Origin of the sequence: Vibrio sp. SCSIO 43136, from assembly GCF_023716565.1 — a bacterium.
GTDB lineage: Bacteria > Pseudomonadota > Gammaproteobacteria > Enterobacterales > Vibrionaceae > Vibrio.
The window spans coordinates 1,017,796-1,032,995 of the sequence record NZ_CP071848.1 but is presented as its reverse complement, the minus strand read 5'-3'; the positions used below and the strand labels follow the sequence as shown (position 1 = coordinate 1,032,995).

The window sequence follows — 15,200 nt, the reverse complement described above, 5'->3', positions numbered from 1 at the left end:
ACTATTAGTGCAGCTAATAGGTACAAAAAAGCCCAGTCAAAACTGGGCCTTGTATATACTCTATAGCGATTAAGAAACTGTTTCAGCCTCTGAAGTCTCATGGTTGGCTTTAGTGATTGAGGAAACTTTATTCTCCGTTGAGTGGGCATGTATCGCCCGACTTCTTCCCTGATCTTTCGCCATGTACAGTGCTTTGTCCGCTTCTTTGATCAGATTATCCGTGGTGAGATTCATACTTGGGTAAGTTGCAATACCTATTGAAACACCGAGCTGCCCCAATGATAAACCTCGCATGTCCAAATGCAGCTCACGCACTTGCTCAACAATCAAATTAGCGATTTGTTGAGACTCTTCTACACCACATTCAGGGCAAATGATCGCAAGCTCCTCACCACCTAATCGACAGCAATAATCGAGCTCTCGGCTATGTGCGGTAAGCAGGTTCGATACTTCTTTGAGGACATAATCTCCCGCATCGTGACCAAAGTTATCGTTAAAACGTTTGAAATGGTCGAGATCGAGCATCAACAACGAGAGTTCACTTTGATCTTGCTGAGCTTTAAGCCACTGTTGCTCAAACTCCTGCTCGAAGTAACGACGATTAAACAGACCTGTTAATGGATCACTCAAGGCTTGATTGCGCAGTTTCTCTTGTAGATTCAAGTTGGCCAATGCCAAACCTAAATGCTCAGCAATGGTGAATGCGAGCTGCTTGGTCTCATCCGATACTGGCAGTTTTTCTTGGTCAAAATGAAGGTGAAACATACCAATCGTATTACCGTGAGCTGTAAGGGGTACACATAATGTCACGCCATCTTGTTCACACCCCTCCATATGCCGACAAGGTAGATGGTGATAGTCATCTTTAGATAGATGGTGTTTACCTTTGCGCAGTGCCCAACAATCATCAGGACTATAAATTCGCTGCCCAGGCCAAGCGCCGCCCCAGTCCAGTTGCACTTCGAGAATATTTCTTGATTCACGCAATATCGCTACGCTGCCGTTTATGTCCCCTAAAATTCGAGGAATAATATCTTCAACTACCGATTGTGCTTCTTTAATGCTGTTACAAGCGGCCAACATATTGGCAAGTCGATGCAAAAGCTCTATCTCTTGCGTGCGCTGCACTATTCGGCTTTCTTGTTGATCACGCTCCTGATCCACCATACGCAAAATCTTGCGGTTACTATACCAAGAGAAAAACACCAGCGTGATCAATGAAACGCTCATCAATGCATTAAAAATCCACTGTAAATCGCTAATCATTGAGTTAAGCGTCGTCATTGGCATCGCCAATCGCAACACATAGTGATACTCAGAACTCTCGGCTTGAGGCACGGTTTTGGCGACGTATAGCAGTTCTTGATTGGTGGATGAACTGGTGTGTTGATCAACACCATCTTGCCCAGCAAGCGCAGCAATGACTTCAGGGCGGTCGCTATGATCATCCGTTGCTCGGATCTCTGCCAAGTTTAGGTTGGTATCTCCTAAGACCTTGCCATCACTGCGGATCAAGGTAAATCGACGACCAAACTTAGATTGCGGACGAGTATCCAAATAACGATCAATCCCCTCCACATTCATGACGTCAAACTGAATGTATTTATCCTCGATGTCGAAGATAACATCCTCCACCAGACCAAACATATATTGGCTGATCAAGTTACCCAACCAGCGGTCTAGGGTTTGATTGTATAAGTAGCCACCAAACACCATCGACAAGGCCAAGGCGAAAATGGGCAAGTACTGCATCTTGCTAAAAGAGCTAACTTTCATCGTATGTCCATATACGTTGGTTAACGAAAATCTATTGGGGTGTTTATTCATACTGCCTCTAAACTCACCAGCGACGGTTTTAACCTTAGCTGAAACAAGTGGCGAGATTATCTAGCATTTACTCTATGAATCAATCGCTTCCTGTTTAGATATGCATCAACAGTATTAAAAACTTATTGTGTATCACACTAATACCAATACGACTAATTATGTGTTCTTGCATGGCGACGGACAGGTTTTCTCTAGCAAGGAAGAAATCTTATGCCTAGCTGGGACTAGGGATACGATTTCTGACGCGGCTAGAGGAAATATGGACTAGCTAGGCTGAACAGATAATTAGTTGGATTGGTATAAAGTATAGTTCAGCAAAGATAAAGTGAATAAAGCCTTTGATTAACCATGCATTTTTAATGGTTAACCTTGTCAGGGAAAAACAGAATGTGGAGGAGCTCTCTAAGAAGGCGGATTTCGCTAGATAGTCCGTTTAAACTTCATATAAACTGACGCTATAGGTTGTTGTGGAGGTAAACCTTTGACTCAAAGTGAAAACATGTCGTCATTACCCTTGGTCATTGCAGGCCCCCTATTGAGAAAAGTCACGAGCTCAGAAATCAATGTGTGGTTGGTAACCACCGAGTGCCTGAGTGGTCAAGCAAGTGTCTACTGCCCCACAAGTCAAGGTTTAATCTACGATGCGCCAATCGCTACCGAACAACAGATCCAAGTCGGTACCCACTGCTGGGTTTCTCTGCTCCGTTTGTCTGGCGACTTCCCAACGGATACTTCACTCTATTACCAATTAAACATACAACAAGGCTTGCTCACAGCTCTGCTGCCTCACTTAACTTATGATGGCAAAGAAGCAGAGCATGGTGTGGAGTTTATTATCAGCACCAAAGCGGACTACATCCTGCATGGCTCATGCCGAAACCCACACCATTTTAGCGATGACACGCTAGTGACCACTGATAGCAAGGTCGCCTCACTAGATGCTCACCAGCGCCCCGATATGCTATTGATGAGTGGTGATCAAATCTACGCCGACCACGTGGCTGGGCCAACACTCGACGCAATTGAGCAGCTAGTTAGCCTGTTAGGTCTGCCGCAAGAGACCTTTTCTCAAGCGCCCATTCAAGATACCAATGCGCTCTACCAGCACCCAGACTGCTATTACGGCAGAGATAAAATCCTGCCCCACTATATAGATGATGGTTCGCTCACCTATAAGTTTTTCCCACACTTAAGAACACCAATTTTTAGTTCTCGTGAAGCGGAGAACCATCTCATCAGCTTTGCAGAATACTTTGCCATGTATCTGTTGGTTTGGTCACCCACTCCATGGGGCCTCATCGAAAGTGACCGCTTAGCCAATCGTGAATTTAAGACGGCTGATGTACCACTGAGTCCAGAGTGGCAGCAGCATTGGCGAGAAGAGAAAGTCCATATTGACAAGTTTGTCGACGGCCTTGCTAATGTCCAACGTCTGCTTGCTCATATCCCTTGCTATATGATTTTTGATGATCACGACATCACGGATGATTGGAACCTGACCATCGGCTGGGAAAAAGCTGCCTTTAGCAACGATTTTTCAAAACGTATCATAGGCAATGGCTTAATGGCGTATTGGTTATGCCAAGGCTGGGGCAATGCCCCAGAAAAGTTTGAGCCTAGTTTCATGCAGCTTGCACACAACTATTTCGCATCGCCAAACACTCAAACTCAAGACGATTTCATTGCCCATCTATATCGGTTTGAGCAGTGGCACTACACCACAGAGACCTCACCTAAGGTTGTAGTGCTCGACACTCGAACCCGTCGCTGGCGCTCAGAGTCGAAAATGTACAAACCTTCTGGTCTACTTGATTGGGAAGGATTAATTGAATTTCAGCAAGAGCTGCTTCATCAGGACAAAGTCGTGGTGGTCTCAGCAGCACCTATCTTTGGGGTGAAGTTCATCGAAGCGCTGCAAAAAATGATGACAATACTGCGCCAACCTTTATTGATCGATGCTGAAAACTGGATGGCGCACCCGGGAAGCGCAAACACCTTAATTAGCATTTTCACTCATACCAAGACGCCAACTAACTTCGTCATTTTATCGGGCGATGTCCACTACTCATTTGCCTATGATGTGAAACTTCGTTATCGAAAAAACAGCCCTAACATTTATCAGATCACCTGCAGCGGGATTAAAAATCAATTCCCCGCTAAGTTACTCACATTCTGCGACACAGTAGACACCTTGCTCTATAGCCCACGCTCTCCACTCAACTGGTTCACTAAACGTAAGCGATTGAAAATTAGCAAAAGACATCCAAGCAACCAGTCGTTTTACCGATTGGTCAATCAAAGTGCAATTGGTGAATTGAGGATGGATGCACAAGGTAAACCAGAGCAAATCAGTATTTTGACCAGCAAAGGTGAGCAGGTCGACTTCCCCGAACAGAGATAATCACCCATTGGAAACATTAACCGCTTGAGGTCAAAACAGGCAGGTTACCAAAAGCATACTGGTTGATTAATGAAACCTGGCCCCAATAATAAACCGTATCAATAAAAATTAACGGTGTAGGCAACTATGAGTAAAACCATCAAACTTGATATCGTGTCCGATGTGGTATGCCCTTGGTGTGTGATTGGATATAAACGCCTGGAGCAAGCAATTACAGAGCTAGGTGTTCAATACCAAGTGGAAATTGAGTGGCACCCTTTTGAGCTTAACCCAAACATGCCGCAGGAAGGTGAGAACCTTCGGGCGCACCTTGCCAACAAGTATGGCACCACTAAAGAAGACAGTATCCGAGCTAGAGACAATTTAACTCAACTGGGCAGCGAGCTAGGGTTTCGTTTTGACTACTTTGACGAGATGAAAATGGTCAACACCAAAAAAGCCCACTTACTGCTCGAGTATGCCAAGTCGTTTAACAAACAGACTGAGCTAAAAATGGCGTTATTCGAGGCATTCTTTAGCCAACGTAAAGATGTTTCAGACCCACAAGAACTCCAAAAGCTGATCATTGATACTGGGCTTGATGCGGATAAAGCGATGGCATTTTTGGACGATTCCATTGCATTACGCCTACTAGAACAGGAACAGCAGCACTGGCGTAACCTGGGGATCAGCTCTGTGCCAACCGTGGTGTTTGATATGAAAGGCGCAATGACGGGGGCGCAACCTGTTGAGGCTTACAAGCAGGTGATAACCGATCTTTTGGCGGAGGCGACTCAAGAGTAACACTCAACCTGTTTGCAAAAAATGAGCTGTGAATGCCTTTAAACCATAGCAGACTGTGAACTAACGCTGCCCACGCATTTGGTGTGGACAGCGAACTCAATGCTCTTTATTCACAAGGTGGAGCAAGATGAATCAAGGCCAAACCTCCCAACGAGGTTTCACGATATTTCTTGTTCATGTCTTTGCCTGTCTGATACATGGTTTCTATGACTTTATCAAGAGAGATCAAACATTTACTATTTCTCTTTAACGCCATACGGGATGCGTTGATCGCTTTCATCGCCCCCATTGCGTTTCGCTCAATGCATGGAACTTGCACTAGACCACCAATCGGATCGCAAGTCATGCCAAGCGAATGCTCCATGGCAATTTCTGCTGCCATGCAAATCTGCTCATTGCTACCACCACGAAGTGCCGTTAAGCCTGCTGCTGCCATCGAAGAAGATACGCCTACCTCCCCTTGACACCCAACTTCCGCACCAGAGATTGACGCATTGGTTTTATATAAAATCCCAATCGCCCCAGAGACGGCGAGAAAGTCTTTAAGCTGTTTGGTATCGAGCGCCTTAATAAAACGGTGGTAGTACATCAACACGGCAGGAATAACGCCCGCCGCCCCATTGGTTGGTGAGGTAACAACCTGTCCACCAGCAGCATTTTCTTCACTGACAGCAAAAGCAAATAGGTTAATCCTATCCATGATCTCCATAGGATCATTTTCAATTGCGGCATTCGCTTCGAGTTTTTTCAGCAAACTTGGTGCACGGCGAACCACGTTCAAACCGCCGTCCAAAATACCTTCGGTTTCAAATCCTCGCTCCATGCATTGGCTCATTACCTGCCAGATCTGATCAGCACGCTGATCAATGGTCTCCATATCATTAAACGCCTGCTCATTTCTCAAAACGAGGCTGCCCAGACTCATTCCATTGGTATCCGCTTGCGCTAACATTTCTTCGGCACTGGAGAATGGAAATGCAACATCGATAGAATGTGTCGAGCTGCCAGTTTGTAACTCTTGCGCAGTAGCAATGAAGCCTCCACCAATCGAGTAGTAAGTTTCAAAACCCACTTGGTTTCCATGACAGTCAAAAGCGCTAATCGTCATACCGTTTTCGTGCAGAGGCAGGTTTTCCTCATGAAAAAGCATGTCAGTTTTATAGTCGAACTTTATCGAATGACGGCCATCGACAAGCATCGTGCCTTGGTCAATTGCGCATCTCATCGCTTTGTTAGCCGCAGAGATTTGGATAGTGTCTGGCTTATTACCCAATAGACCCAAAATCGCTGCTCGGTCAGTATGGTGGCCAATACCTGTCAAGGATAGCGAACCATATAAGTCCACCTGAATACGACTCACATGGTCTAGATCAGATGCGATCAACTGCACGAAATGGTGGCCTGCAATCATTGGGCCATTAGTGTGAGAGCTGGAAGGACCAACCCCAATTTTATAAATATCAAAGATAGAAAGCATATAGTTACCCGGTTAAGTTAGCGCAGCATAAAGCCAATCAGGAAGCACGATACAGGCAGTGATGGTCGCGATAGCAAACACTAGCAACCCGTAATGGCTTATCGTTGGCTTAGCAAAAAGATGTTTTTGATAATGAATAAAGGACTGCTGCTCTTGGGTCAAAGACCCCCATCGACGGCTGACCAAAACGCCAACCACAAGAAAGACCATCGTGCCTACTGGAGCAAACCATGGCCACGCAATATCTTGATGCATAACGGCAAATACCACGAGTACGCTGGCAACGCTGCCAGCAATAACACCTTTTTCATTTGCTTTTGACCAAAACAACCCCAGCAGAAACGAGCCCAAACGGATCCCAACAAAAATTGAGGTCAGACTGGCGATCGTTTTCAATACCGACTCATTCGACACCGCCAGTAAAGCAGGCACAACCACCATAGCGGCCGCCATTAAACTCATTTTGCGTGCAACCTTTTCATAGTGTTGATTACTGGCGTCTTTGTTCAAAAAGCGCCGATAGATATCAGATGTTGCTACCGTGGCAATTGAGTTGTAGGTGGAGTCAAGTGTCGACATAGCCGCCGCAGCCAACGCCGAAATAATCAATCCAACCACAAAGGCGTTAGTATGGTTGAAGACAAAATCTAAAATGACTTCATTGCTGTTTTCAAACGACTGGCCTTGATAAAAGACGTTCAACAACACGCCTAGCAAAGCGAAGAATAAGTAGATGAAAAACGCACCATACCCACAAAGCAGCATCGATTTTTGGGCGCTTTTCTCACATTTCGTGGCAAGAGTTCGTTGAATGATCAGTTGGTTTGTTCCATAAACACTTAGATGCAAGAAACTCACGGCAACCACACCTGCCCAAAGTGTCGTATCGACACCAAGATCGAACTCGAGATTAATAATATTCAAGTCGCTCACCGAAACTTGCTGACCTGTGTTTATCTCTGTCATCAATATGACCAAAATGGCAACACTGCCGACCACCAGCACCACCGACTGCAACATATCCGTCCAAATGACCGTTGATATCCCGCCAGCATAGGTATAGACAGCGGTGAATATGCTGATGGCAATAAACGCCGTCGAAATATTGATTGGCAGTACCTGCACCAAAATCAGCGCAACGGCATAAAGGATCACCCCAGCTGAGATGCACTGGACTAAGATAAACACTATCGAATTAATGGTTCTCGCATAGACACCAAACCGACGCTCAAGATACTCATATATCGAGGTCAGCCCTAACCGATAGAATAAGGGGACAAAAAAGATGACGGAGAAAAAAATCACCAACGGATAGTTCAAATGGACGCTCATAGCCTCCATACCAGAGCTATATACCCAACCCGGCATTCCAACAAATGTCATCGCACTGATGTAGGTCGCTAATATCGAAACTCCGGCAGTGAACCAACCAAATTGCTTTCCCCCTGTTGAGAAATCGCCACTTACCTTCCAGCGGCCATTAACTAAATAGCTGATTATTAACGTAATAAATACATATATTACAATAACCACCAAACTTGAATACGTAACCATTTATAAGTTTACTCATAACTAATGTGCCAATATCCATACTTAGCAATAACTGTAACAAGGTATTTCTGGCGATAAAAACACCAAAAAAGTACCAACAAGCGCTAATATAATCTAAAATTTCGGGCTGAATTTCAATTCAGCCCATTTTATGTGATCTTCATCACCAAAACTTATAAATGGGTACGTATTCAGCTGAAAATTGATTTTGATCACGGTTAACTCCTACCAAAAAAAACTATGATCCATTCCGAAATCAACATGAAGAGCACAGCTAGTGAACACTCTTCCTGAAAGACAACATTAAATAAATTCCATAATAAATAGAGGTTTATCGGTCATGACTACCAAAAGACACATGAGCGAAGTTCCTATGATTCAAAGGGTAGCTGCGTATCTAGCGATACTAGTTGGTTACTTTTTCTATTGTTACAACTTTGTAATTATTGACTACGTACGCCCTTACATTGTCGAGGCGTATGATGGGATTAGCCTGTCTGATACTGCCCAGTTCTATACTTGGCAATCCGTTGGTGCGCTTATTGGTGCATTAAGTTGTGCTTGGTTTGCCACAAAATTTGGTAAGAAATCGACACTCATTACTATTACAGCCCTCAATGGTGGTGCCACCATCATTAACATGATGTTCACCGACTACACCACTTGGGCGGCAATGCGTTTCATCATTGGCTTATCACTGGGTGGCTACTTCACCGTTGCGGTGAGCTTAATGATTGGTCTATTTACACCAACCGTACGTGGTAAGTTAACTGCATTTGCCTCTTCAATGTTCTCAGTTGCACTGATGGCAATGGGTGCGTATGCAGCGTTTATCTCTAGTATCGATGCACCTTGGGAAAGCTTAATGCTTGTTGGTGGTATCCCACCGCTTGTCGCTGCTGCAGCAATGATCTTTGTTCTACCTAGCGATAAAAAAGTGATCGCTTACGGTGAAGAAGAGCAGGCGCAAGCCGCCGACTCCACAGAGACTACCAAAGTAAAACAGGGTTCTTGGGGCGAAATGCTGAGTAAGCCTTACCGCAAGATCACCATTACATGTCTGCTTTTGGCAGGTCTTAACTTCTACGGTTTCCAATTCTTCAGCGGTTTCGTTACCACTTACCTGCGTGACGTCCGTATGTTTGACGGTGCAACCATCGGTCTTATCTTCTCAATTTCAGCGTTCGGCTCACTATTTGGTGCTTGGTTCTGGGGTTGGTCTGCAGACAAATTCGGTCGCAAGGTTAATGCCTTTGGCTTCATCCTTGCGGGCATCATGGTTTCAATCTTCTTTGTCGCTCCAGGTGACATGGTGATTGGTGGCCTAAACATGCTGGCTATCTTAGGTCTGATTTATAACTTTGGTTTGTCCTCTTCCGCAGTATGGGGTGGTTACTTCTCCGAACTGTTCCCTGCACACCTTCGAAGCTACGGCGCAGCACTGTTCCACGGTGGTCGTATCATCGGCATGTGGGCACCTATGGTTCTTATCTTCATCCAAGAGCGTACTGACCTGCAAACCGCAATGTGGGGCTCACCAATCGTCTGGATCGTTGCAGGCCTTCTATGGCTATCACTGCCAGAGACACTAAAAGGCGGCGTATTCAACAAAAACAAGAATACCGAAGCGGCAAAAGCTTAACTGAAATTTCAAAACGTCCGGCTGGCAAGCTAGCCGGATAAAAAACGTCATTCCGAGTCCTGTTCCGAAAGCTGGCTCGACAGCAAAATAGAGAGTTTATTATGTCTAAATATCAAGAAGCGAAACGCATTGTCCGTGATTACTTCGATGCAATGGAAAACGCAACTCACGAAAACGTTGCACAAGTACTAAAAGAACATACCTCTGAAGATTACCTATGGCGCGGTGTTTACCCATTCCGTGAGCAGCAGGGCGCACAAGCAGCCGCTGACGTTTTCTGGTCTCCTTTGATGAAATCAATGACGCGTATGCAACGTCGTCAAGACATCTTTATCGGTGGTGAAAACGAAGTAACTTCAGGTGAAATCTGGGTAATGAGCATGGGTCACTTCATGGGCCTATTCGATGCTGAGTACCTTGGCATGCGCCCTACCGGCAAGATCATGAACATCCGTTACGCAGAGTTTAACTGTGTTGAAAACGGTAAGATCACTAAGACTGGCCTATTCCTTGACCTACTTGGTGTGATGGATCAAGCGGGTTGTTACCCACTACCACCATCAACGGGCAAGCATTTTGTCTACCCTGGCCCACGTAACCACGATGGCCTACTGTTCGAAGATGCAGCACCAGAAGAAGGTGTAGCAACACTTGCTCTTGTTAACAAGATGGTAGATGACCTGTCTGCACTAAACGATAGCGGTGCAATGGGCTGTCCACCAGAGGTTCTAGCTAAGAGCTGGTCTGAAGACATGATCTGGTACGGTCCATGTGGTATCGGTGCTTCTTACACTATTCCACGTTACCAACAACAGCACCAACTTCCATTCCGTAACAACCTAAAAGATAAGAAGTTTAACGGTCACGTATGTCGTTTCGCAGAAGGTAACTTCTCTTGTTTCTTCGGTTGGCCAAACCTATCAAACACGCCAATTGGTGGTTTCCTAGGTATGACTGGTGGTGAAGTACGTGCAGACATGCAAGTAGTTGATGTTTACTACCGCGACGGTGACAAACTGTCAGAGAACTGGGTACTAATCGACCTTCCATACTGGCTAAAACAGCAAGGTCTAGATGTGTTTGAGCGTACTTCTAGCATCCTTAACCCTTCGCTATAAGTCAATAAATGGCGGGCCATGAGCCCGCCAATTTTTAGCCAATTGATCATGATTTTCAGTGCATTAACTAACTTTTTCGCCTCATGGATGGGCATCACTGAAGATAGAAAACTTATTCCTAAAGTGCCTGAAGGCACGGCTGCTTTCTTCACTTAGAATAAAGAGACATACCATGAAAAAGTCGACACTTTCGGCAACAATTCTCGCCTTATTGACCACGAGCTCTGCTTTTGCAGCGCACACCTTTACTAATGATGCTGGCGACAGCCTAACACTGGATGGCCGTTTCGATCTTCGTTACCAAGATAAGGGTGAAGAGCATAATGGAGAGTGGAACAGCGGCAGTTCACGCTTTGGCCTTAAAGGCCAAATGAACCTCGACAATGACTGGAAAGGTTTTGGCCACGCTGAATGGGGTTACAACTCAGGCGCAAACGGTGATAACATCTACGATCGCTTACTCTATGCAGGTGTGGAACACGATAAATACGGTAAGATCGCTGTTGGTACTAAACAATGGTCTACTTTCTACGACGTGGCTTGGTACACGGATATGGGCCGAGTTTTTGGTACCCGTGGTTCTGGCGTATACAACCTATCTGATTGGGGCATCGCTTCGGGAACCGGCCGAGCAGAAAACTCAATCACTTACCGTAACTCACTAAATGAAAAAGTGAACTATGGTTTCACCTATCAAACCACTCGTGAAGAAGTTGCACTGGCAGGTAATGCGACAGCAACCCTAAAGAACGGAATGAGCGCCTCGATCACCTATAAGCCAGTCGCAGGTGTTTCATTAGGTGCGGCGTACCAACAAAACGATATCACTGACCTAGACGGTAACGTCACTGGTGTCGAAAATGGCGACAGCATGCGCATCATGTTACTTGGTGCCAACTACAGTGATGGCAGCTTCTATGCTGGTGCAACTTTCCACGTCGGTGAAAATTGGGAAGCGGTCAAACAGGGTGGCACTGATGTGCTATTTGATACCATCGGTGGCGAGTTCTACACCTACTACCACCTAGAAAATGGTCTTCGCCCTACACTGAACTACAACTACTTAAGTGATCGCAACAACGAAACCAATGGTTACGAACGCAACCTACTTATCCCTGGTCTGGAATACCACTTCCTAAAAGATAAGTTCCTTGTCTGGACGGAATACCAAGTCGACTTAGGTAAAGATAAGTACGAAAATAACAAGTACGAAAACCATGATGACCAGTTTGCTGCTGGTCTGCGCTACTACTTCTAATCGATTCACTCAATTATTAGGGGAACGTAGCTGAGCGTTGTTTTAGTTAGCGATGTCATAAAGCCTTACTTTGCAGTAAGGCTTTTTCAGTATTCTCGAAGCTTACCGTTTAGTTATCACCTTGGGTCAACCCAAAAGTGAACCTTAATCTGTTCAGAAACCTGTAGTTACCTTCTAAATTGAGACTTATCATAATGAATACGTACCTATTTGTGGTAATCTATAACTTCTTCAACGTCATATAACCGTACCCATGTCTGATACCAAACAAACTGTCACTTCAAAAGATGTCGCCAAACTAGCGGGAGTTTCCCAGTCTACTGTTTCGCGTGTATTTGTTCCGGGAAGCAGTGTCTCTGAGGCCACCAAGAACAAGGTTTTTGAAGCTGCAAAAGCACTGAGCTACCGCCCAAATGCATTTGCTCGTAGCTTGACCACTAAAGAATCTAAACTGATTGGTTTAATTTTCCCTGATGCTGACTACCCTATCCATATGAAAACTCTTCAGCTCATATCGATCGAATTGCAGCAACAAGGATATTCAGCCGTGTTGATCCCTTGGCAGATCGATGAAGAAGACAACCACTCCATACCCAATATTTTCCAGTACCGTGTCGATGGTGTCATTGCAGCATCAGCCACCATGAATAAAACCTTGTATGAAGAGTGTGAGAAATTCGATATTCCTATCGTTCAATATGCTCGTGTGGTGGAAGGGACCAAGAGCAGCTACGTCATTAGCGACAACTATGAAGCGGGCCAGCAAGCTGCGCAGTTACTGCACAGCAAAGGGGTTAAAGAAGCTATATACCTAACTGGTGAAGTGCCAACGTTTACTAATGATGAACGACAAAATGGCTTTAGATCAGAGTTTTATGATTTAACTGGCAATAAACCAAGTGTGGTAGAAGCAACATACGACTATGCGGGTTCACTCGATAAGATCCGCACGATGTTGGCCAGTGAGCAACGCCCAGAGGCGGTATTTTGTGCCACTGATAACCTAGCCATGGCAGTCATGGACATTGCTCGACAAGAATTTGGCTTGCAAATACCGCAAGATTTGCAAGTTATTGGGTTCGACAATATCCCGCAAACGGAATGGTTAAGCTACCAGCTAACGACTTTTCGTCAGGATTTTCGTCGCCTAGCCCGTGAGTCAGTCAAAATAGTTGTAGACCAGATCAATAACAAAAACACTAGCTTGGTTCGAATGATGGTGCCCGTCAAACTCATTGAGCGAAACACCACCGCTGATTAACATTTATCAAGCCTGTGATAACGTCGCAGGCTTTCACCCCACCCACGATAGAAGCGGATCGAGTGCGCAAAGTATAACTAGTATTCCAAGCCGCTTATCTTAAGCGGCTTGGTTGATAGCGATTTACTCGCCCAACGCTGATGACCCTCTGCGACGGTCAGATGCTCCATACAATTTACCTGCTTTAATCTCAACAGCATTGAGACCGCTAACCACAGGAATAACGTGTACTGGATACCCTTGCTGCATAAATTCAGGTACTAACGTCTCAGCAAAGGTTTTTTTCTCCACCAGCAAACCTTTAGGGTTATATGGCTTGGTTCGATCAATCTTAGTTCCGTACTGAATGTTCGGTAAGTCAATCGCTTGCTGAGCACTTAACCCCCAATCAAGTACTCCCACGATTACTTTCAGCACGTAACCCGGGATCTGAGAACTGCCCGGAGAGCCGACCACCAAACGAAGCTTATCTTTATCATCTGTAACCATCACAGGGGTGATCGCAGAACGTGGCCTTTTACCCGGCTGAATACTGTTGTTTACCACTTTGCTATTGATTTCTGGGGTAGTCGAAAAGTTCGCCATTTGAGCGTTAAGCAACACACCATCGACCATGATACCGGCCCCCATGCCTGTCCCTACAGTACTCGTCATTGCGATAGCATTTCCCTGCCCATCCACAATTGAAATATGGCCTGTGTCTTGGCTTTCAAAACCTTGGTGCTCGGCTGGCATTGGGGCCTCTAACACCCCAGCTTTTGGATCTTGTTTCGCAGCACCCTGTACAGGAATTAACGACCTGCGGCGGTCAAGGTAGGCTTGCGATAACAATTGCTGAGTATCCGACTGAACAAAATCTGGATCTCCTGCATAAGCGATCCTATCCGCTCGAGTTAACCGCATCGCTTCAACCATCAAACGCCACGGCTCTGCTGACGAGATCGACATAGAAGAGATTGGATACGCTTCAAGCAGCTTCAATGTTTGCGCTACCATTAAGCCACCAGAGGTCGGGTAACCAAAAGAAACGATATTGTGACCCCGATAATCACTTTTAATCACGTTGCGCTGCTTCACTTGATAGCTTTCAAAATCTTGAAGGGACAATTTTGGTTGATCATCCTCTAGGCGCTGATTAATGGTATTCACAATACGCTTGCCAAGCTCACCACCGTATAAGTAGCTGTCTCCTTGGGAGGCGATCATTTTTAATGTGTTCGCCATTTGGGGATTGGTCATCAAGGTTCCCGTAGGTTTGATTTCCTCACCTTGCCAATACATAGCCCTCACTTCAGGGTCCTTGATCAATCTCGACTGCTCACGCACCACGATATCGTAGGTGTAGCTGTTCATGGCATAACCCTGAGATGCTAACTCGATCGCAGGTTGAAGTAACTCACTCCATGGAAGTGCTCCATATGTCTGATGTGAACTGTAGAGTAAGCGCAGCGTTCCTGGTATAGCCACTGAGCGAGGCCCTAATATCTCATTTCGGCTGATCGCCTGACCGTTTTCAACAAACATATCTGGCGTTGCGCTAGAAGGAGCCTCTTCTCGGCCGTCTAGCGCAGTAAAATCTCCGGTCTTGTTGTTGTACATCAGGGCAAATGTACCACCGCCAATACCCGTCATATCAGGCTCGACTACCGACATCACCATTTGCATCGCCACCATGGCATCAACCGCATTTCCTCCCTTTTTGAGCGTCTCATAACCTACGTTGGCAACATATGGGTTGGTCGCACTGACCATAAAAGAACTGCCTTCGCTCTGTTGAGAAATGGGCAAAGCGTTTGATTGGGCGGCAAGGGCCGCCGAAGCACTAAAGGCACTTAGACATATTAAGACGAATCGCAAGTGATCCTCCAAAGACAAACAGAAT

The 15,200-nt window shown here is 45.6% G+C and carries 11 protein-coding genes; 7 read left to right on the top strand and 4 right to left on the bottom strand.

Features of this window, described 5'->3' with window-relative positions; translation table 11 throughout:
• Positions 1-69 precede the first annotated feature (69 nt).
• A complete protein-coding gene (locus tag J4N39_RS04940; protein ID WP_252022544.1) occupies positions 70-1,776 on the bottom strand; it encodes a diguanylate cyclase in 1,707 nt (568 codons plus the stop codon).
• Positions 1,777-2,326: 550 nt separating this feature from the next.
• On the opposite strand from J4N39_RS04940, the gene J4N39_RS04935 reads away from it, so the two are divergent.
• Positions 2,327-4,228, top strand: coding sequence for an alkaline phosphatase D family protein (locus tag J4N39_RS04935; RefSeq protein ID WP_252022526.1), 1,902 nt, complete (start codon positions 2,327-2,329; stop codon positions 4,226-4,228).
• A 126-nt stretch (positions 4,229-4,354) separates the two neighbouring features.
• Entirely contained in the window at positions 4,355-5,011 is a 657-nt protein-coding gene (locus tag J4N39_RS04930; RefSeq protein WP_252022523.1) for a DsbA family oxidoreductase, read from the top strand.
• 106 nt (positions 5,012-5,117) lie between these two features.
• Here the strand turns inward: J4N39_RS04930 and J4N39_RS04925 are convergent, their stop codons facing one another.
• Positions 5,118-6,488, bottom strand: a complete 1,371-nt coding sequence (locus tag J4N39_RS04925) for an L-serine ammonia-lyase (protein ID WP_252022520.1) — start codon at positions 6,486-6,488, stop codon at positions 5,118-5,120.
• 12 nt (positions 6,489-6,500) lie between these two features.
• Positions 6,501-8,042, bottom strand: coding sequence for a sodium:solute symporter family transporter (locus J4N39_RS04920; protein WP_252022517.1), 1,542 nt, complete (start codon positions 8,040-8,042; stop codon positions 6,501-6,503).
• 337 nt (positions 8,043-8,379) lie between these two features.
• Between J4N39_RS04920 and J4N39_RS04915 the strand changes: the two genes are divergently transcribed.
• From J4N39_RS04915 to J4N39_RS04895, 5 genes are all read left to right on the top strand, one after another.
• Complete coding sequence (locus J4N39_RS04915) at positions 8,380-9,681, top strand: MFS transporter (RefSeq protein WP_252022514.1); 1,302 nt, start codon at positions 8,380-8,382, stop codon at positions 9,679-9,681.
• A gap of 101 nt (positions 9,682-9,782) precedes the next feature.
• Positions 9,783-10,799: a nuclear transport factor 2 family protein gene (locus J4N39_RS04910; protein WP_252022511.1), complete on the top strand. Its 1,017-nt coding sequence runs from the start codon at positions 9,783-9,785 to the stop codon at positions 10,797-10,799.
• Positions 10,800-10,817: 18 nt separating this feature from the next.
• Positions 10,818-10,955, top strand: coding sequence for a hypothetical protein (locus J4N39_RS04905; protein ID WP_252022509.1), 138 nt, complete (start codon positions 10,818-10,820; stop codon positions 10,953-10,955).
• Positions 10,956-10,971: 16 nt separating this feature from the next.
• On the top strand, positions 10,972-12,057 hold the full coding sequence (locus J4N39_RS04900; protein WP_252022507.1) for a porin: 1,086 nt from the start codon (positions 10,972-10,974) through the stop codon (positions 12,055-12,057).
• Between the two features lie 253 nt (positions 12,058-12,310).
• Positions 12,311-13,318: a LacI family DNA-binding transcriptional regulator gene (locus tag J4N39_RS04895; RefSeq protein ID WP_252022505.1), complete on the top strand. Its 1,008-nt coding sequence runs from the start codon at positions 12,311-12,313 to the stop codon at positions 13,316-13,318.
• Positions 13,319-13,441: 123 nt separating this feature from the next.
• On the opposite strand, the gene ggt is transcribed toward J4N39_RS04895, so the two are convergent.
• Complete coding sequence (ggt, locus tag J4N39_RS04890) at positions 13,442-15,175, bottom strand: gamma-glutamyltransferase (RefSeq protein WP_252022502.1); 1,734 nt, start codon at positions 15,173-15,175, stop codon at positions 13,442-13,444.
• Positions 15,176-15,200: the final 25 nt, after the last annotated feature.

Bases quoted from the DNA above. Each gene is read 5' to 3' on its own strand.
- J4N39_RS04940 (WP_252022544.1), bottom strand. From the start codon at position 1,776: ATGAAAGTTAGCTCTTTTAGCAAGATGCAGTACTTGCCCATTTTCGCC.
- J4N39_RS04935 (WP_252022526.1), top strand. From the start codon at position 2,327: ATGTCGTCATTACCCTTGGTCATTGCAGGCCCCCTATTGAGAAAAGTC.
- J4N39_RS04930 (WP_252022523.1), top strand. From the start codon at position 4,355: ATGAGTAAAACCATCAAACTTGATATCGTGTCCGATGTGGTATGCCCT.
- J4N39_RS04925 (WP_252022520.1), bottom strand. From the start codon at position 6,488: ATGCTTTCTATCTTTGATATTTATAAAATTGGGGTTGGTCCTTCCAGC.
- J4N39_RS04920 (WP_252022517.1), bottom strand. From the start codon at position 8,042: ATGGTTACGTATTCAAGTTTGGTGGTTATTGTAATATATGTATTTATT.
- J4N39_RS04915 (WP_252022514.1), top strand. From the start codon at position 8,380: ATGACTACCAAAAGACACATGAGCGAAGTTCCTATGATTCAAAGGGTA.
- J4N39_RS04910 (WP_252022511.1), top strand. From the start codon at position 9,783: ATGTCTAAATATCAAGAAGCGAAACGCATTGTCCGTGATTACTTCGAT.
- J4N39_RS04905 (WP_252022509.1), top strand. From the start codon at position 10,818: ATGAGCCCGCCAATTTTTAGCCAATTGATCATGATTTTCAGTGCATTA.
- J4N39_RS04900 (WP_252022507.1), top strand. From the start codon at position 10,972: ATGAAAAAGTCGACACTTTCGGCAACAATTCTCGCCTTATTGACCACG.
- J4N39_RS04895 (WP_252022505.1), top strand. From the start codon at position 12,311: ATGTCTGATACCAAACAAACTGTCACTTCAAAAGATGTCGCCAAACTA.